This window comes from Pelagimonas varians (assembly GCF_003208435.1).
In the GTDB taxonomy this organism is placed as follows: domain Bacteria; phylum Pseudomonadota; class Alphaproteobacteria; order Rhodobacterales; family Rhodobacteraceae; genus Pelagimonas; species Pelagimonas varians.
The window spans coordinates 92,986-111,614 of record NZ_QKMF01000011.1; the positions used below are offsets into that span (position 1 = coordinate 92,986).

General features: G+C 55.5%; 17 protein-coding genes. 7 read left to right on the forward strand and 10 right to left on the reverse strand.

The features are described 5' to 3' along the window. Positions 1-62: 62 nt before the first annotated feature. Positions 63-833, reverse strand: a complete 771-nt coding sequence (locus C8N36_RS14920; protein WP_097805487.1) for a ChaN family lipoprotein — start codon at positions 831-833, stop codon at positions 63-65. Next, positions 830-1,708, reverse strand: a complete 879-nt coding sequence (locus C8N36_RS14925; protein ID WP_097805488.1) for an RNA polymerase factor sigma-32 — start codon at positions 1,706-1,708, stop codon at positions 830-832. Before C8N36_RS14925 ends, C8N36_RS14920 begins: the two co-directional genes overlap by 4 nt. A gap of 201 nt (positions 1,709-1,909) precedes the next feature. On the opposite strand from C8N36_RS14925, the gene C8N36_RS14930 reads away from it, so the two are divergent. Both C8N36_RS14930 and C8N36_RS14935 read left to right on the forward strand, forming a co-directional pair. Continuing rightward, positions 1,910-2,773, forward strand: a complete 864-nt coding sequence (locus C8N36_RS14930; RefSeq protein ID WP_097805489.1) for a glutathione S-transferase family protein — start codon at positions 1,910-1,912, stop codon at positions 2,771-2,773. Between the two features lie 73 nt (positions 2,774-2,846). Beyond that, on the forward strand, positions 2,847-4,361 hold the full coding sequence (locus C8N36_RS14935) for a YifB family Mg chelatase-like AAA ATPase (RefSeq protein ID WP_097805490.1): 1,515 nt from the start codon (positions 2,847-2,849) through the stop codon (positions 4,359-4,361). Here the strand turns inward: C8N36_RS14935 and C8N36_RS14940 are convergent. The 4 genes from C8N36_RS14940 to rsmI all read right to left on the reverse strand — a co-directional run bounded on the left by C8N36_RS14940 (position 4,331) and on the right by rsmI (position 7,493). Beyond that, entirely contained in the window at positions 4,331-5,230 is a 900-nt protein-coding gene (locus C8N36_RS14940) for an alpha/beta hydrolase (RefSeq protein ID WP_110767916.1), read from the reverse strand. The genes C8N36_RS14935 and C8N36_RS14940 overlap by 31 nt on opposite strands. Further along, positions 5,227-6,162, reverse strand: a complete 936-nt coding sequence (gene gshB / locus C8N36_RS14945; RefSeq protein WP_097805492.1) for a glutathione synthase — start codon at positions 6,160-6,162, stop codon at positions 5,227-5,229. The genes C8N36_RS14940 and gshB overlap by 4 nt, the downstream gene beginning before the upstream one ends. Positions 6,163-6,231: 69 nt before the next feature. Next, complete coding sequence (locus tag C8N36_RS14950; RefSeq protein WP_097805493.1) at positions 6,232-6,606, reverse strand: YraN family protein; 375 nt, start codon at positions 6,604-6,606, stop codon at positions 6,232-6,234. Next, positions 6,603-7,493, reverse strand: coding sequence for a 16S rRNA (cytidine(1402)-2'-O)-methyltransferase (rsmI, locus tag C8N36_RS14955; RefSeq protein WP_097805561.1), 891 nt, complete (start codon positions 7,491-7,493; stop codon positions 6,603-6,605). Before rsmI ends, C8N36_RS14950 begins: the two co-directional genes overlap by 4 nt. 119 nt (positions 7,494-7,612) lie before the next feature. Between rsmI and C8N36_RS14960 the strand changes: the two genes are divergently transcribed. From C8N36_RS14960 to C8N36_RS14970, 3 genes are all read left to right on the forward strand, one after another. After that, complete coding sequence (locus C8N36_RS14960; RefSeq protein ID WP_097805494.1) at positions 7,613-8,803, forward strand: penicillin-binding protein activator; 1,191 nt, start codon at positions 7,613-7,615, stop codon at positions 8,801-8,803. Further along, positions 8,763-11,573 (forward strand): [protein-PII] uridylyltransferase, encoded by a 2,811-nt coding sequence (locus C8N36_RS14965; protein ID WP_097805495.1) that lies wholly within the window; start codon positions 8,763-8,765, stop codon positions 11,571-11,573. Before C8N36_RS14960 ends, C8N36_RS14965 begins: the two co-directional genes overlap by 41 nt. A 67-nt stretch (positions 11,574-11,640) precedes the next feature. Next, positions 11,641-12,630, forward strand: coding sequence for a Gfo/Idh/MocA family protein (locus tag C8N36_RS14970; protein ID WP_097805496.1), 990 nt, complete (start codon positions 11,641-11,643; stop codon positions 12,628-12,630). Between the two features lie 62 nt (positions 12,631-12,692). Here the strand turns inward: C8N36_RS14970 and C8N36_RS14975 are convergent, their stop codons facing one another. From C8N36_RS14975 to C8N36_RS14985, 3 genes are all read right to left on the reverse strand, one after another. After that, positions 12,693-13,727, reverse strand: coding sequence for a fatty acid desaturase (locus C8N36_RS14975; protein WP_097805497.1), 1,035 nt, complete (start codon positions 13,725-13,727; stop codon positions 12,693-12,695). Between the two features lie 210 nt (positions 13,728-13,937). After that, positions 13,938-14,675: a CDP-alcohol phosphatidyltransferase family protein gene (locus C8N36_RS14980; RefSeq protein ID WP_097805498.1), complete on the reverse strand. Its 738-nt coding sequence runs from the start codon at positions 14,673-14,675 to the stop codon at positions 13,938-13,940. 18 nt (positions 14,676-14,693) lie between these two features. Next, entirely contained in the window at positions 14,694-15,362 is a 669-nt protein-coding gene (locus tag C8N36_RS14985; protein WP_097805499.1) for a phosphatidylserine decarboxylase, read from the reverse strand. A gap of 185 nt (positions 15,363-15,547) precedes the next feature. Here C8N36_RS14985 and C8N36_RS14990 point away from each other — a divergent pair, with 185 nt between their 5' ends. Next, positions 15,548-16,309: a lysozyme family protein gene (locus tag C8N36_RS14990; protein WP_245910850.1), complete on the forward strand. Its 762-nt coding sequence runs from the start codon at positions 15,548-15,550 to the stop codon at positions 16,307-16,309. Between the two features lie 86 nt (positions 16,310-16,395). Then, positions 16,396-17,940 (forward strand): murein biosynthesis integral membrane protein MurJ, encoded by a 1,545-nt coding sequence (murJ, locus tag C8N36_RS14995; RefSeq protein ID WP_097805500.1) that lies wholly within the window; start codon positions 16,396-16,398, stop codon positions 17,938-17,940. On the opposite strand, the gene C8N36_RS15000 is transcribed toward murJ, so the two are convergent. After that, a complete protein-coding gene (locus tag C8N36_RS15000) occupies positions 17,941-18,627 on the reverse strand; it encodes a rhomboid family intramembrane serine protease (RefSeq protein WP_097805563.1) in 687 nt (228 codons plus the stop codon). Positions 18,628-18,629: the final 2 nt, after the last annotated feature.

Below are 18,629 nucleotides of genomic sequence, written 5' to 3' on the forward strand. Positions count from 1 at the left end.
TGCCTATCGTCTTTGATCAAGTGTTACGCCCGCCGCGCCCAAGATACAACGCGCTCGCATGACTACTGAAAGGCGGCGCAGGGGTCTTCCCGCGGGGTTGGGGGGCTGTAGGCGATTTCATCAAATAACCCGTCAGGCGCACCACCGCCCTCTTCGCCCTGTCCCAAGGCTGTCACAGTCAAATCCGGCATCGAAATAGCCAAAATCGCCGGAGCACCCCAATCCTTACGGGCGTGCCCATTGCCGGTGATCACCGCGACGGGACCACCGGTGTCTTCAATAGCTGCAATAATAGACCGCGCCAAAGCTGCGTCGCGCAACCGCTGCATGTTGACCATCATCGGTAGCATTTCTGCGGGCAACGCATCGCAATGGGCCGCAAGCTGCATCGCTTCGCGCGCGATTTGTTGATCTGAAGGCAAAGGTTGATCCAACCCGAAACGCCCCGAATCCACACCAAATACAGCCTCGACAGGTTCCGACATCAACCGACGTGCATCTTCACGCGGCACAGCTGCACCAAATATCTGGGCAGTCGGTACAGCAGTGAAAATCGGATAGTACATGCCAAAATCAGGCCAACCACTGTCATCCCACCGCAAAGCGGCCTGCAACGCACTTTGATCACCAAGCAAATCAGGTTCAACCAAAGCGGCCTGTTCAGCCGTCAGCATTTCAAACACCAGCGCTTTCGGCTGCAACGCGAATACGCGCTCGGCTTGCCGCGCATGGTGGCCGGGGTTGTCGTGGGTCTCCCCTAGAAAATGCACATCCTGCGCCATTACTGCGGCAGGACATGCCAGCAGCGCAAGCGCCATCAGAACATGTCTCATGCCAAGAATTGATGCACCTCGTCGGCATTGCCTTCAAGAGTTTTACGCATTTTGGTCATCGCAACCGCTTCGACCTGCCGGATCCGTTCTTTTGAAAGCTTCAGTTCCAGCCCCAAGCTTTCCAACGTACGCGGATCCTCCCGCAGTTTGCGTTCGCGAACGATAAACCGTTCCCGGTCACTGAGAGCAGACATAGCGCCCAGCAGCCAATTCCGCATCTGCTGCGTATCATGGCGGTCGGCGACGATCTCATCCGCCTGTGCGCCTTCGTCCGCCAAGGCATCAATCCATTCACGTCCTTCGTCTTCGGTGGACTGGGTAGCGTTCAAAGAATAGTCCGACCCGGAAAGGCGGCCCTGCATCATTTCGACATCGCGCAACGGCACGCCAATTTCTGTGGCAATCTTGTGCCGCAACTGATGTCCATCCAAAGCCACCCCATCAGAAGACGCATCACGTTCGATCTGCGCCTGCACCCGTTTCATATTGAAAAACAGCGACTTTTGCGCCGATGTTGACCCCGTGCGCACCATCGAATGGTTGCGCATCACATAATCCTGAATCGATGCTTTGATCCACCAGATTGCATAGGTCGAAAATCGCACGCCACGATCAGGATCAAATTTATCAGCTGCTTTCATCAGGCCCAGACCCGCTTCTTGGATCAGGTCGTTCATCGGCGCGCCGTAGCGTTTGAATTTCGATGCCTGCGAAATCGCCAAGCGCATGTACGCGTTGATCAGGCGATGCAGCGATTTTTCATCGCGGTCGTCACGCCAAGCCCGCGCCAACATGGTCTCGGTCTCTGCATCCAGCAGTTCGGCCTTCATGGCCTTGCGCGGAAGACTGCGGTCATTCAATCCATCGAGTGCCATCAAAAACCCCCTATCGGTTTGTTGTTCACTGCGTAATACGTCTGCAGACGCGGATTGGATCAAATGTGGGGTATAAAAAGTTTAACACACCCCACAATGACGGACCTGTGATCAGAGTTGCTGATAACCCCGCGCACAGATCTGAATTTCCTAACAGCGTGTTCTGTGATTACCCTGCGGACAAGCGAACAGGAGATTTCAATGAGTTATAAGCTTTTCATCGGTGACTACACATTTTCCAGCTGGTCCTTGCGCGGCTGGTTGATGCTGAAACGTTTTGGGATTCCGTTTGACCCAACCTTAGTCGAGTTTGATGTCGACAGTGTTGCTAATCAACTGTCTGCCCACAAACCGGCCCGCACAGTGCCGACACTGGTGACCGACACCGGTGATGTTTTGTGGGACAGTCTGGCTATCGCCGAAGAACTGGCAACCCGCCACCCCGAAGCCGGACTTTGGCCCGCTGACCCGTCCTTGCGCGCGCTGGCGCGGAATTTGGCAGCAGAAATGCACTGCGGTTATGGGGCATTGCGCGATGAGTGCCCCATGAACTTGGGTGTGAGCTATAGCAGTTTTATGCCCTCCGAGGCCACATTGGCCGATGTCGCGCGCATTGATGAGGTCTGGTCATTTGCGCTCGAAAAATCAGGTGGTCCTTGGCTCTGTGGTGATTATTCAGCGGCGGACGCTATGTTTGCACCCATCGCTGGCCGCATCGCGGGATACGGCTTGGACATGAGCGAAGCCGCGCAGGCCTATGTCGACCGCCATCTTTCTGATCCAGCCTTTCGGCAATGGCGCGCAATGGGCGAGGCCCGCAATGTCCGGTTGCCTTGGTATGCGCGTGATTTTGACACCAAGCCTTGGCCCGGCCCAGCCCCCTTGGAGGCAAAAATTGTCGAAACCGGCACGGCAGAGAACGCCAATTGCCCCTATTCCGGCCGCCCTGTAACCCATTTATTCGAAGTACAAGGCCGCACTTTCGGGGTTTGCAACGGGTTTTGCCAAGCCAAAACCGTATCAGATCCTGCGGCTTGGCCTCAGTTCATGGCTTTGATGAATTAACACTTTTACCGCGCAGTTAACCTTTATTAAACCAAGATGACCCATTTCTTACTCTTGGGTAAGGAGTGGGTTCATGGTTGCACATGCCTATACAGTTGCGTTCGAAGGGGTCGAAGCCCGCACGGTAGAAGTCCAATGTGCGATAACACCGGGTCTTCCTGCCTTTTCAATCGTCGGATTGCCCGACAAAGCCGTTTCAGAGGCCCGTGATCGGGTGCGCACCGCGCTCGCCTCTCTTGCGATTGCCCTGCCCTCAAAACGGATCACCATTAACCTGTCTCCTGCCGATTTGCCAAAAGAAGGGTCTCACTTTGACCTGCCCATCGCTTTGGGATTGCTGGCAGCCTTGGAAATCATTCCGTCTGATGCGGTGGCGCAAACCGTGGCTTTGGGTGAATTATCCTTGGATGGCGCTTTGGTTCCGGTTCTGGGGGCGATGCCCGCCGCAATGTCCGCCGCAGAACATGAACGCGCCTTGCTGTGCCCAACGGCGTCCGGGCCAGAGGCCGCTTGGGTCGAGGCCTGCACAGTAATCGCAGCCAAAACCCTGTTGGATGTGGTGCGCCACTTTACCGGTCAAACCGTTTTAGAACCCGCGACCCGCGGCGAAGTCAATTTGGACGCCAATCCGCGGGACCTGCGTGATGTAAAAGGTCAGGAGCGGGCGAAACGTGCATTGGAAATTTCGGCGGCGGGGCGGCACCACTTGTTTATGGCCGGAACGCCCGGTTCTGGAAAATCCATGATGGCCGCCCGCCTACCTGGAATTTTGCCACCGCTCAGCCCGATCGAAGCTTTGGAAACATCAATGATCCATTCTGTGGCGGGCATCTTGAACGAAGGCGGGATTTCACGCGCCCGCCCGTTTCGAAAGCCACATCACACAGCCTCTATGGCTGCGATCATCGGCGGTGGCCGCGGGGCTAAACCCGGCGAAGTCAGCATGGCCCATAATGGCGTGCTTTTCCTTGATGAATTCCCGGAATTTCAGCGCCAAGTTCTGGAAACGCTACGCCAGCCCGTCGAAACCGGAGAGGTCATGGTCGCGCGCGCGAATGCACATATCAACTATTCGTGCCGGTTTTTGTTGGTTGCAGCCGCCAACCCCTGCAAATGCGGTTATCTTGCAGACCCTGCCCGCGCCTGTTCGCGCGCACCAGTTTGCGGAGAAGACTATTTGGGCCGCATTTCCGGCCCCTTGATGGACCGCTTCGACCTCCGGATCGAAGTGCCGCCCGTCGCAGTGACTGACCTCGACCTGCCGACATCGGGTGACTCAAGCGCCCGCGTCGCAGAGCGAGTGGCCCGTGCCCGCGCAGTGCAAACGGACCGCTACAAAGGCAAGGACGGGTTGCGCACAAATGCCGACGCCGAAGGACAGGTACTGGAAGAAATCACGCAGCTGGATAGCGAAAGCCGCGATCTTCTGGTGCGCGCCGCCGATCGGTTTGGCTTGTCCGCACGAGGGTATCATCGGGTCTTGCGGGTCGCCCGTACGATCGCAGACCTAGACGGTAGTGCAGATCTGCACCGGCCACACATCGCCGAAGCACTGTCTTATCGTCTGGTTTCAGCCAGAGAATCCTGAGCGAATTTGGCAACCTGTTTTAGGCTTGCCCGCGCTTCTGGTACCCAGCCGTCCAGCAGTTGCCAAACGTGCGGCGCGCCCGCCTCGACCTGCATCTCGACGCGGGCCCCGAAATCTCGCAACCGGTCACACATACGCAGCGCGTCATCTTGCAAGATTTCACTGTCCGAATACTGAATCAAAACCGGACAACACTCAGGAAACGTTCCAAAAATCGGCGAAATTCGTGGGTCACTGGCATCAAAACCCGCCAAAATGATATCTGCCAGCGCTTCGAACAGCTCCGAGGGCAAGATGGCCTCGCTGTCTTTGTTGCGCTGCAAGCTTTCGCTTTGCATCGTGAAATCCACAACTGGCGAAAACGCAAACGCCCCGGCAGGCAGTGTCCCTCGATTGCACAGTTCAGACAACACCGCCATCGCCAGACCGCCGCCAGCAGAATCCCCGCCGATGATTACATCCTTTGGGGCAAACCCCTGCGCCATCAATGCATCCCATGCCGCGAGGCAATCTTCAAAAGCAGCTGGTGCAATCGCCTCAGGGGCTAAACGATAATCCGGCGCGCAGACTTCTAACTCGGACAGCTGAGACAAGCGGCCCAGCATTCCAGTATGCGTTTCCGGACTGCCAGCAACATAGCCGCCACCGTGAAAATACAAGATAGCTTTGCCGGGTTTGCAGCGCCCACAGGCGAACCAATGCAAATTCTGGTCCCGCAAATAATGCCGCAATAAGGGCGGGTGGCGAAACACCAGCCCCGCCATCAAATCCATCCCTTTACGCGCGCTCATCGGCCCGTCACATTTGCTTAACAAAGGTTTGAGCAAAAGCCGCTGCTGCGCGCTCATGAATTCGAGCTGCCAACTCATCCCAGTTTGGCTTCGATCGCTTGCCAGATTTTCTCCGCGACATTGATGCCGTCAAACCGCTCAAGCTCTTGAATACCGGTGGGCGAAGTGACGTTGATTTCGGTCAGATAGTCGCCAATCACATCAATCCCGACAAAAACCTGCCCTTTGTCGCGCAAAGTCGGCCCAATTGCCTTGCAAATCTCAAGGTCGCGCGCCGTCAATTCCACCTTTTCAGGCCGCCCACCGACATGCATGTTAGAGCGCACTTCGCCGGCCGCTGGCACACGGTTGATCGCGCCCACTGGCTCACCGTCGACCAAAATCACCCGCTTGTCCCCCGCTGTCACAGCAGGCAGGTACTTTTGTACGATCAACGGTTCGCGTGAAAATCCGGTGAACAATTCATGCAATGAACTGAGGTTGCGGTCATTGGCGTCAAGTTTGAACACACCGGCACCGCCATTGCCATATAGCGGCTTTAGGATCACATCCCCATGGCGATCCTTGAATTCACGGATCGTCCGCAAATCCCGCGCCACTGTTGTCGGGGGTGTCAAATCAGGAAAGTTTAGAACCAGGAGTTTTTCTGGATAATTGCGCACCCAGAACGGATCATTGACCACCAACGTATGTTCGGCCAAACGGTCCAGCAAATGTGTCGTCGTGATGTAATGCATGTCAAACGGTGGATCTTGGCGCAGCCAAATCACGTCATAATCTTCCAGATCAACCTTTTCCTCCGGCCCCAAAATGGCCGGAATTCCAGCAACCCGCTGCATCGTCATCTTGTGACCGCGCGCGGTGATCCTGCCTTCTTCATATGCCAGCTGATCGGGGCCGTAGTAAAACAGCTCATGACCGCGCGCCTGCGCCTCTTCGGCGAGGCGAAAGCTGCTGTCCGCGTTGATGTCGACACCCATGATCGGGTCCATTTGAAAGGCGATTTTCATAGTGCTTCCCCAAAACTTCCTGCAATAGATGGCGCAAGGTCGCTCTAGGTTCAATGGCTCTGCAGGGCCTTAGTGGCCAAAGGCGTTTTCGATCACGCGAATTTCACCGCGCTCATTCACCAAAGCCACATCAAAACGAACGTCCGTCAATGCACCGCGCGGCTGTGTTCCCAAAAATTCTGCTGCGGCTTGTTGCAAGCGCAGCATTTGACGTTCGGACAATCGCAGCACGGCCCGCTCAAAATCCCGACTTTTCTTGACCTCGATGAAAATCAATCCGTCGCCATCGCGCACGGCCAAGTCAATTTCTCCGCCTTGTCCGCGCCAGCGTTGGCAAACGATCGGATAGCCGCGCCGTTCATAATCGCGTGCCACGCAGTCTTCTGCGGCGACACCTGCGTGGAATCCTGTGCTGCCTTGGTTGCGCCGTGCGGCTAATGTCATTCGAGGTCCTCTTCGGAGCGCGCCAACTGCATCGCCATTTGATAAACGGGACGCCGTTTGACACCAAATTTACCGGATACAAAATCAGCCGCATCGCGCACCGACATGTTTTCCAAGGCCAAGGATAGCTCTTGTTCCATTAACTCTTCACTAAGCTGAGCTTTTTCGCCTTTGCCAATCAGTACAACAATTTCGCCTTTGACCTGATTTTCCGAATAAAACGCGGCCAGGTCCGCAAGACTACCCCGCCGGGTTTCTTCGAATTTCTTGGTGATCTCGCGGCACACAGCGGCCGGTCGGTCAGGGCCCAGTTCGGAAACAGCGTCCTTGAGCATGCCAGCCAACCGCTTGGGGGATTCGTAAAAGGCCAAGGTTGCGGGAACTTCACCCAGCTCTTTCAACCCGCGCTTGCGCGCGCCTGTCGCGTTCGGCAAAAAACCCGCGAACAAAAACCGGTCCGTCGGCAATCCCGCCAAGGTTAGCGCCGTCACAACCGCCGAAGGCCCCGGCGCACTGGTGAGGGGCAAGCCTTCTTCTTGGACCGCGCGGGCCAAATCAAAACCCGGGTCGGAAATCATCGGGGTGCCCGCTTCGGATGCGTAGGCCACCGATTTACCAGCCTGAAGCTGCGAAACCAGCTTGGGCCGCGCACGCGCACCATTGTGTTCATGGTAGGCGATCACCGGCCGGTCCCCCAAAGGGATTGCGTGAATTTCCATCAGGTGGCGTAAGCTGCGGGTGTCTTCGGCGGCCAAAACATCCACGTCGCGCAAAATATCCAGCGTGCGCAACGTGATATCACGGGCATTGCCGATCGGCGTCGCAACCAAATAGAGCCCGGCCGCTAGCTTTTGACGCGCGACATGTGGTTTTTCCCCGTCATTCATTGCGCCAATACCTGTGTTGTTCGGATTCATCGCTGGACCCCTCACGCTGCTTGTTTATATTCGCGCTCAATCCAGCGCAGGCCCGACCCTGCGCCCGACAACGAGGGAGTTCTTTGTCCATGTTTGCTGTTTTGCCCCCCATACGCAAGGCGTTACGCCCTGCGATCGGCCTTGTGGCCGCCTTGATGTTGGCTGCTTGTGACCCAACGGCCATGACCGGTATGGGCGGCGGCGGCAACTCTGGCCCCAAGATCGACCCCGCTAAGCCGATCCAAGTCGCGCTTTTGGTCCCCAAGTCTGATCCCGCCGCCGGTCCTGTTGCACTGTCGTTGGAACAAGCAGCCCGTTTGGCCATTTCCGAACTGAAAGGCGCAACGATTGACCTCAGAGTTTATGACACCGCCGGTGCGCCAGCAACAGCCGCGGCCCAAGCGCAGCGTGCCATTGATGACGGGGCCAAAATTATTTTGGGCCCCCTGCGCGCCGAGTCAGTCAACGAAGCAGGCCGCGCTGCCGCAGATGACAGCGTCAACGTCTTGGGGTTCTCGAATAACCCTTCGATTGCAGGCGGGAATGTTTTCATTCTTGGGCCAACCTTTAACAACACAGCCAATCGCCTGATGGCGCATGCCCGCAGCCAGGGCAAAAAGAGCATCGTCATTGTCTATTCCAACGACGTGCCCGGCCAGTTTGGACGCTCTGCCATCGAACTAGCGGCCTCTGCAAACGGTATTCGTGTGGTTTCTGCCGAAGGATATTCCCTGTCCGTTGAAGGTGTGACCGCCACAGCGCAAGCCGCAGCGGCTGCTGTTCAATCCGGGGCTGCGGATACGATTTTCATCACCACGGATGCCACCAATGCGGCTATGCCGATGTTGCTGAACCAACTGCCGTCAAACGGCATTGCTCCGGATCAAGTCCAGTATGTCGGCCTGACCCGGCTTGACGTTCGCCCTGACTTGTTTTCGCTACCGGGGGCAAATGGCGCATGGTTCGCCTTGCCGGACCAGACACGTCAAAACGCGTTCAACCAACGCTATAGTGCAGCCTTTGGATCGGCGCCCCATCCTTTGGCGGGTCTTGCCTATGACGGGCTTTCTGCCATCGGAGCTTTGGCGGGCCAAGGCAGGGGCGACGCTTTGACCGCCAAAGCTTTGACGCGCGGCACTGGCTTTACCGGCACTGGGGGTGTATTCCGGCTAAAAGCGGATGGCACCAATGAACGGGCGCTGTCCGTGGCTACGATCAAAGACAATCAAATGGTGATCCTTGACCCCGCCCCCAGCAGCTTCTCAGGCGCCGGCTTCTAAGCCCGCCGACATAAACATCAGTACGATGCCGGACGACTTGATTGCTCCGGCATCCGAAATCTTTGACTTTCCGACCCTGCGTAAGGAACTGTTTGACAGCTTTCCCGAAGGGGCCAAAGAAGCCGAGATTCGCAAAATCACCGTGGCCTTATTGGCCAAGGCCCGAGATACCGGCCGGCAGGTGATTGCCGACGCATTTGCGGCGGAGCCATTTGGCGCGCGCCGCACCACCCGGTCCTACACGTGGCTCACTGACGGCATGGTTCGACTGGTTTTCGAAGTCGCGTCGACCCATCTGCACCCGATACACAACCCAACCGAAGGTGAACGGCTGTCAGCCATCGCTGTAGGTGGCTACGGGCGTGGCGAAATGGCCCCGTTTTCTGATGTCGATTTGCTGTTCCTGACACCCTACAAGATCACCGCTTGGGCCGAAAGCAGCATTGAATCAATGCTCTATATGTTGTGGGACCTAAAGATGAAGGTCGGCCACAGTTCGCGTACAGTCAAGGATTGCATCCGGCTTGGCGGCGAAGACATGACGATCCGCACCGCGATGCTGGAACACCGGTTCTTGACCGGAGACGCTCCGCTTGCGCAGGAGTTGAACGACCGGCTTTGGTCAGACCTTTTTCTGGGGACCGAACGAGAGTTCGTAGAAGCCAAGCTGGCCGAACGTGACGCCCGCCACAAGAAGCAAGGCCAGCGCTATATGGTCGAGCCTAATATTAAAGAAGGCAAAGGCGGCCTGCGGGATTTACAGTCGCTGTATTGGATCTCAAAGTATGTCTATCACACCGATGACACCGCCGAACTGGCACGCAGAGGTGTCTTTCACCCTGACGAATATGAAAAATTTGTACAGGCAGAACGCTTTTTGTGGGCTGCGCGCTGCCACCTGCATCTGGCCGCGGGACGCCCTGTCGAACAGCTAAGCTTTGACATGCAAGTCGAAGTGGCTTCGCGGATGGGCTATACAGACAAACCTGGCCGCCGGGGTGTTGAATGGTTCATGCAAGACTATTTTCGCCATGCCACCTCGGTGGGCGACCTGACGCGCATTGTTTTAACGTCGCTCGAAGCCGATCACACCAAAGCCCCGCCGCTGCTTGAGCGGATCTTCAAACGTAAACCTAGAGTCAAAGCGGGCTACCAAGTCGTCAATGGCCGATTGGCCATTTCAGACGACACTTCGTTTTTGGCTGACAACCGCAATATACTCCGCCTGTTTAACGAAGCGATGCGTACAGGATTGCTGATCCATCCCGATGCGATGCGATTGGTGACCAGCAATCTTGATATTATCAACGATGAAATGCGCAACGACAAGAATGCCCAAAAGCTGTTCACGGACTTGCTGCTGAACTACAGCAACCCTGAACGCGCGCTGCGCCGGATGAATGAACTGGGCGTTCTGGCCGCCTTTATTCCAGAATTCGCACCGATCGTCGCTATGATGCAATTCAACATGTATCATCACTATACAGTTGACGAGCACACCATTCAGGTCATCCAACATTTGGCCGATATCGAACGTGACGAAGTCGGTGAAGAATTACCCGTATCGACCGAAATCATCAAAAGCGGCATCAATCGCAAAGTCATGTATGTTGCGCTCTTGCTGCATGACATTGGTAAGGGCCGCGACGAAGATCACTCTATTCTAGGGGCAAAAATCGCCCGCAAGGTCGCGCCGCGCCTTGGATTGAAACCCAAAGAAGTCGCGACGGTGGAATGGCTGGTGCGCCATCACCTTTTGATGTCTGACATGGCCCAAAAGCGCGATATTGCCGATCCGCGCACCGTCCGCGATTTTGCCAAGGCGGTAAAAACCGTTGAGCGGCTTGATCTGCTGTGTGTGTTAACGGTTTGCGATATTCGCGGCGTTGGCCCCGACACCTGGAACAATTGGAAAGCCTCGCTTATTCGGGCGTTGTATCGCCAAACCCGCCGTGGGTTGGAAAACGGGATGGAGGCGCTCAATCGGGAAAACCGCGGCACCGAGGCCAAAAAGCTGTTGCGCGAACGACTACCGGATTGGTCCACAACGGATTTGCGCCGCGAAGCCGGGCGGCATTATCCCCCCTATTGGCAGGGCCTGCACATCACGGCCCATCTGGTTTTTGCCGAATTGTTGCGCGGGATTTCAGACGATGAAATCCGGATAGACATCCACCCTGACGAAGACCGTGATGCCACGCGGGTTTGCTTTGCCCTTGCCGACCACCCCGGTATCTTCTCAAGGCTTGCGGGGGCCTTGGCGCTGGTTGGGGCCAATGTGGTTGATGCCCGTACATTTACGTCCAAAGATGGCTATGCCACGGCGGCCTTTTGGATCCAAGATGGCGATGAGGCCCCTTACGAAGCCTCGCGTATCCCGCGCTTGCGCAAAATGATCACCAGAACCCTCGCGGGCGAAGTCGTTCCGCGCGATGCTATCAAATCCAAAGACAAGTTGAAAAAACGCGAAAAAGCCTTCCGCGTTCCGACGTCGATCACCTTTGATAACGAAGGATCAGAGATCTACACGATCATTGAGGTTGACAGCCGCGATCGGCCCGGACTTTTGTATGATTTGACGCGCACACTGGCCAACTCAAACGTCTATATTGCGTCAGCACTGATTGCGACTTACGGCGAGCAGGTCGTAGACACCTTCTACGTCAAGGACATGTTTGGGTTGAAGTTCTATTCAGAGAGCAAGCAGCGCACGTTGGAAAAACGGCTTCGTGAGGCGATCACTGCTGGAACACAACAAGCGCAGGGGTAACCCTGCGCACCGCGCCTGTTGGAATATCCGGCATTGCGTCCTTGCGAGATTTGTCTAGCAACGGGGTATGACACTCAACTGGGCAATCATCGGCACCGGCTTTATTTCCAATAAAGTCATCGACGGCATCAAGCGAAGCGATGGCTCGCAGGTGCAGGTTATCGCGGGGCGCAAGCCTGATACTTTGGCGAAATTTCAAGACGAACACGCCATTCCCGAAGTTTCGACTGATTATGAGGCCGTGCTGACCGACCCAAAGGTGGATGCGGTCTATATTGGGCTTCCGAATCATGTTCACCACACTGTCACAGGGGCTGCTGCCAAAGCTGGCAAAGCCGTCTTGTCCGAGAAGTCGTTGACGACAACAATGAACCAGGCCGACGCGCTGATGGCTGCTATCAACGACCACAATACCTTTTTCGTCGAAGGGTTTATGTATCTGGCACACCCGTTTTTGCAGCGCTTTCAGGCAATTTTAATGGACGGTCGGCTAGGCGACTTACGTGCTGTTTCCGGTTTCTATGCGGCTGACATTTGGAAATTCGTCAACCCCATGGGCATGGGCACGCTCTATAATTTGGGTTGCTACCCCGCATCCTTGTTGCAGCTCACAGTGCAAACGATGTGCGGGAATGACGCCTTCGTAAATCGCCGTTTGCAGGGGGTTGGCAATCTTGGCGCAGACGGAACGGTGTGCGACGCTGCTTGTACAGTGCGCTTTGACAATGGCATCCTCGCAACCCTGCAATCCACCGACAGCTATGGTACAAGAAACGCATTCAGTGTCCTCGGGACCAAGGGGGAGTTGCGCTTTGTTAGCAATCCTTGGCAACCCATTGGAGGCCGATCACACCTGCAATGGTGCCCCTATGATGGCCAGATTGAAGACATCTATGTTGAGGATGATTTCGATGCATTCTACCATCAAATCAAAATGGTCGAGCGCCATGTCTTGGCTGGAGATCGCGAAGCGGCCCGACCGTCCCCACGCCATGCGGACAGTTATGAGATCATGGGTTTCCTGACCGAGTGGGAAGCCGCCTGTCGAAGTGGTTGAGCAAAACGCAAAAAGCCGGCCACTGGAAGCAGGGCCGGCTTTCGTTTTTGGAGTTAGATCGCTTAGCCGTAGATCTTGCGAACTTGGCGGAAGGACAGCAACCGATTGCTGCTTTGATCCCACAAATGCAACCGAGCAGAGGCCAAGCTTTCGCGAATGGTCATCCGGTTGTTGCTAGCAAGCTCCGGCTGGTCGCGCAGCACTTCGGGCAAGCGGTAGAAAGGAATGCGGCTATAGAGGTGGTGCACATGGTGGATGCCAATATTCGCACTCATCCACTGCAAGGCCTTGGGAAGCACATAATAGGACGAACCGTGCAGCGCAGCATCATGCAATTGCCAATCTTCGTCGTCTTTCCAATGTGCATCTTCGAACTGGTGCTGCACATAGAACAGCCACATCCCAACGGTCGCAGCCGTCAGCGTGGACGGCACAAAGATCAAAAAGATCGGGGCCAAACCGCCAAAGTAAAAGATCACACCAAGTGCGATCAACAACACAAGGTTGGTGGCCATCGCGCTGACCCAATACTTGGACATATTCATCAACCCAACCGGAAGCCGGTTTTGGAAGAAGAACAAGTAGCTGGGTCCGAAACCAAACAACACAATCGGGTTGCGATAGATGCGATAGGACAAACGTCCAAACCAGCCTTGAGCACGGTATTCTTCGACAGTCATGGTGTGAATGTCGCCAATTCCACGACGACCCAAATTGCCATGAGCGCTATGATGGATGGAATGGGTGCGGCGCCACACGTCATATGGCGTCAGTGTCAGGACACCTAAAACGCGCCCGAGCCAGTCACAGGCTTCCCTGCTCGTGAAAAAGGAACCATGCCCACAGTCGTGCTGAATAGTGAACAAGCGCACCAAAAATAGTCCGTTGATCACAGATAAACCTAGCGCCAGCAGATAGCTGTACGACAGCGCCCACCAAGCAAGAGCCCACAGCACCAAAAAGGGGCCTGCGGTTACAATCACCTCAAACCAGCTTTGCCGCCAATTCGGATCACGGTACTTGGAAAGCACCTTGACCCAATCACGGGCATCCTTGGTTTCAGCGAGCGGCGGATTTAGGTCAGTGTGTTTGGTCATACGCTTGCTCTGTTTTCGTCCGTTTCAGTCTCAATAAACGAATGTGCCAACGTCGCAATGACAATTACGTCACAGGAGCCATCTCAGTGTAACCAAGCGTCATTAATACCGCCCTAATCGCGATATCGATGCTGATCGCCATGATTTAGGCGGTTTTTAAGGTTCACCATGCCAGAAACGGACAATCGCGCACCGGCAGAAAACTGCCGATCAGGCCCGTTTGGATTGCACCCAAGCCCAACCCACTGTCGAGACATACCCCAAGCACAACACCATCAGCGTGATCCAAGGATAAGTTAAGACTGCGGCAAAGATGATTGAGATCGCAAAGAAGAAGTACTTGAGGTTCTTGCGTGGCACCTTGGTGGCCTTAAATGACCACGTGGGTATCTGGCTTACCAAAAGAAGGCCTACAAGTATGATATAAAGGCATAAAACCAATCCGGGCAAACCTTCACTTTCAGGGAAAGCAAACGACCAATACAGGGGCATCATGACCAAAAACGCCCCGGCGGGCGACGGAACACCTTCGAAAAACGCGCCAGATCCCTCAGAATCAGGTGACTTGATCCCGACATTGAACCGCGCAAGACGGATCACACAGCACATCGCAAAAACCAGCGCGGCAAACCACCCTATGCCGCGAATGTCTTGCAGGCTCCAGAAATACAAGATCAGTGGCGGGGCGACCCCAAAGTTTAAGAAGTCTGCGAGCGAATCAAGCTCTGCACCCATTTCGCTATCGCTGCCCAAAGCGCGGGCCAGTCGGCCATCTAGCCCGTCTAAAATACCCGCAACCAAAATCAGCTTAACCGCAAGCAAGTGATTATCCTGCGCAGCCAATCGTATAGCGGTCAAACCCGCGCAAATCGCAGCGATGGTCAGCGCATTTGGCAGCAGCTGAATAAGCGAAAATTCGCGTTCGGGTTTTTCGTTTGGTTGCGTCATATGTGTGTTGAACCAGCCTCAGCCCTGTGCCGTCAAGTCGGCCAGCACGGTTTCACCTGCAATCATAGTCTGTCCCAACTGCACCATCGGGTCGACCCCATCTGGCAAATACACATCCAGCCGCGATCCGAACCGGATCAAGCCAAAACGTTCTCCGGTGCGCAAAACCGCGCCCGGATCAACGAAACAAACGATACGGCGGGCAACCAAACCGGCAATCTGCACAACCGCCAGATCACGGCCGTCTGCCATTTCAATCCGCAGGCTGTTGCGTTCGTTGTCCTTGCTCGCCTTATCCAACGAGGCATTGAGAAACTTGCCCGGACGATAAGCGACAGCTGTCACTTTGCCGGCAATCGGGCTGCGGTTCACATGGCAGTTGAACACGCTCATGAAGACACTGACACGCGTCAATGGCGCATCCGGCATTCCCAATTCAGCAGGTGGAACCGCCTTTTCGATAAGGGACACAATACCATCCGCAGGGCTGATGATCAGCCCTTCTTTTTGCGGTGACACACGTACTGGATCGCGGAAAAAGTAGTAGCACCAAATGGTCAAAACGACCCCGACCCAGCCCAAAGGTTCCCAGAGCAACGACAAGACAAAGGTAGTCGCCGCGAAAATCGCTACAAACTTGATACCTTCAGGGTGCATTGGCTTGATAAATGTGTCCCGCATACGCATGACAATGGGTCTCCTTTAACGGTGGTGGTTCACCTCATAGGTGGTTGCGACGCAAGCGCAAGGGGGCAGAGGCAAGCGGCTTCAATGAATCCGCCTTTGTCTTCAGCAAATGCGCGATGCGAAATAACTCGTCAACAAATTTGCCTCATAACTACCCTAAGTTTGAACAAAAGCGCGAGGGCAGAATGCACCGCATGCACGTGGCGACACTATTTGGATGGTTTGTGGGGATTGTTTTGTGGGGATTTGGCAATCCGGCTGCGGCTGAGCAATTGCGCATGGCCCCCCGCACTGCGATTCTTACTGACCGCGCGCCTCTATTTGCCGTACAGCCGAAGGCTTCCACAGAGCATCGCCAAACCGCCAGCCTGTTTGCCGGACAATCCAGCGGCAGTCTTTTGGCCCCATACCCAGCCAGACCGCAGCGTGGAGTGCGCGTTGCTGCTTTCACCTCCACAAGCGCCGCGATTGGACCAATCGCGCGCATCCGGCATTTAATCGCATCCGCTGAGGCCGGAAAACACGGGTATGATGCGGTGCAACATGCTGCCAAGCGTCGCCCCAGCAAGGCCCCAACAGATATGACAATTCAGGAAATCTACAACTGGATTGCCCAGACACCGGGGCAGCAGCACGCAATTGGCCGCTATCAGTTCATCCCGGTTACGCTCAAACGCCTTGTCAAAAAACGTGGAATCAATCGCAGCGCTCGGTTTTCACCGGATGTGCAGGACCAACTGGCCGATGAGCTGCTGAAGGAAGCAGGACTGGGGCAGATCATGCGTGGGGATATGCCCCGTCGTACGTTCATGCACAATCTGGCCAAAATTTGGGCTGGCTTGCCCACCTCCTCCGGTCATTCCTATTACAAGGGGGTGGCTGGCAACCGCGCCACCATGAGTTGGGCCCATTTTGACGCGGAAATGCGGCGGATCTTTCCCGGCTAAATGGGACTGCCCCAACTGTCAGAAAGGCCCCCGTTTACCCACGCAAACAAATCGGCTAGGGCTGCGGCAACCAAAAGGCAGCCGTTATGAAACCCATCAAATTGATCTCTGGCGTAATGACCGTTGGTTTCTGGACCCTAATGAGCCGGATTTTGGGCTTTGCCCGCGAAATCATGATCCTCGGGTTTATTGGCCCCGGCCCGGTTATGGATGCCTTTGTAGCCGCCTTTCGTTTGCCCAACATGTTTCGACGGTTTTTTGCCGAAGGAGCGTTCAACGCCGCCTTTGTTCCAATGTTTTCCAAGAAGATCGAAGGGGACGAAAATCCTTTGGGCTTTGCCCGAGATGCAATGAGCGGGCTCGCGTTTGTCTTGGCCATCTTGACCGGATTGGCGCTGATTTGCATGCCAGCCTTGGTCTATGCCACCGCCGGAGGATTGGCGACAGACGAAAGGTTTGACATAACCATCGGGTTTGGGCGCATCGTCTTTCCCTATATTTTCTTCATCTCGCTCGCAGCGTTGTTTTCGGGAATGTTAAATGCGTCTGGCCGGTTTGCGGCCGCCGCCGCTGCGCCCGTGTTGCTCAACATCTTTGCTATTATCGCTATGTCCGTCGGGGCTTTTGTCGGCGGCGAAGTGATCTATTGGTTGGTTTGGACAATCCCCTTTGCCGGCATTGCCCAGCTGGCCATTGTTTGGATCGCAGCAGACCGCGCAGGGATGCGGTTACGCCCCTCACGGCCACGCTGGACTCCCGAAATGAAAATGTTGGTGGTCACAGCGGTGCCTGCGGCTTTGGCTGGCGGTGTGATGCAAATAAACCTGCTGGTCGGGCAATGGGTTGCATCCAGTTATGACATGGCCATCAGCTGGCTTTACTCAGCTGACCGACTTTACCAACTCCCCCTGGGTGTTGTTGGAATTGCCGTAGGTATCGTTTTATTGCCAGACCTGTCGCGCAGATTAAAGGCACAAGACAATACGGGCGGGCGCGAAGCTTTTTCCCGCGCTGGCGAATTGTCACTGGCCCTGACCATTCCATCAGCCGTCGCTTTGATGGTGATCCCCTTACCATTGGTGTCCGTGTTATTTGAACGCGGCGAAACCCTGCGCAGCGACAGTCAGGCGATTGCCATTGCAGTTGCGATCTATGGCCTTGGCCTCCCCGCCTTTGTCCTGCAAAAAGTACTCCAGCCGTTGTTTTTTGCCCGCCATGACACCAAAAGCCCGTTTCGCTATGCGCTTTGGGCAATGGCGATCAATGCAGTTTTGGCCTTTGGTTTGGCTCCAATTATCGGCTGGTTTGCCCCTGCCATCGCAACAACTGCTGCCGGTTGGACCATGGTTGCCATGTTGGCCTATGGGGCCCGTGGCCTAGGTGAAGTCGCCAGATTTGACAGCCGGTTCTATGCGCGACTTTGGCGGATTTGCGCGGCATCTGTGGCGATGGCAGCCGTTTTGTGGGCGTGCCATCTTCTTCTGACGCCTTGGCTTTACGCCGACTATATTCGCTACTTTGCCCTACTTGCGCTGATTGCCCTCGGGTCTGTCACCTACGGGATTGCAGGGCAGATGATCGGGGCCTTCAGCCTGTCGGAACTGCGCGGAATTGTGCGGCGCCGCAAATAATCACCGACGGCGTATTATGCTGACCAAATGAGCCACTCCGCCGGGCGCAAGCAAGACAGTCATACCCAGACCGGTCACAAAACCCGCCAGTTCAGCGACCCAAGTGTTGTCGCCGCCAAACAGCAGCGCAAAAATGAATTGAATGAACAGCAGCATACCAATGAGTGAAAACGCACGGATTTGCGGGGCTCCAAGCACCCCAAGCTTCGCCCACATAAAATAGGTAAAGCCGCCAATCAGCCCATAGGCCGCCGGATAGGCCCCGATCAAAATGCGCGGGTCATCCAGAAACACCCCATAAGCAAGTGCACCAACGGCAGCCGAGCCGAAATAGATCAGTACAAATTTTACAGCCCCCAGGGCCTCGGCCACGATCTTGCCCATCGCCAACAAAATCACCATTGCGAACATCCCATGAACAAAGCTGCCGTGGATAAAGGGATAGGCGACAAACCGGATCAAATGCTCGATCGGCCACTGGCCCGTTTGAATCATCCATTCAAACACCCGATCGGAAAATCCAAAGCGTTCCCAACCTTCGACCCGCCAGCCAGCACTGGTTTTGCCGCCAATTAGTCCGCGTTCCCCCAGATTAAAGGCAAGTTCGACCCCGGCCATCACCAAAAACAGGGCGATTACCACGGGCGGCAGCGGGTTAACCGGGCTTTCATTGTGCGGATGGGTCATTT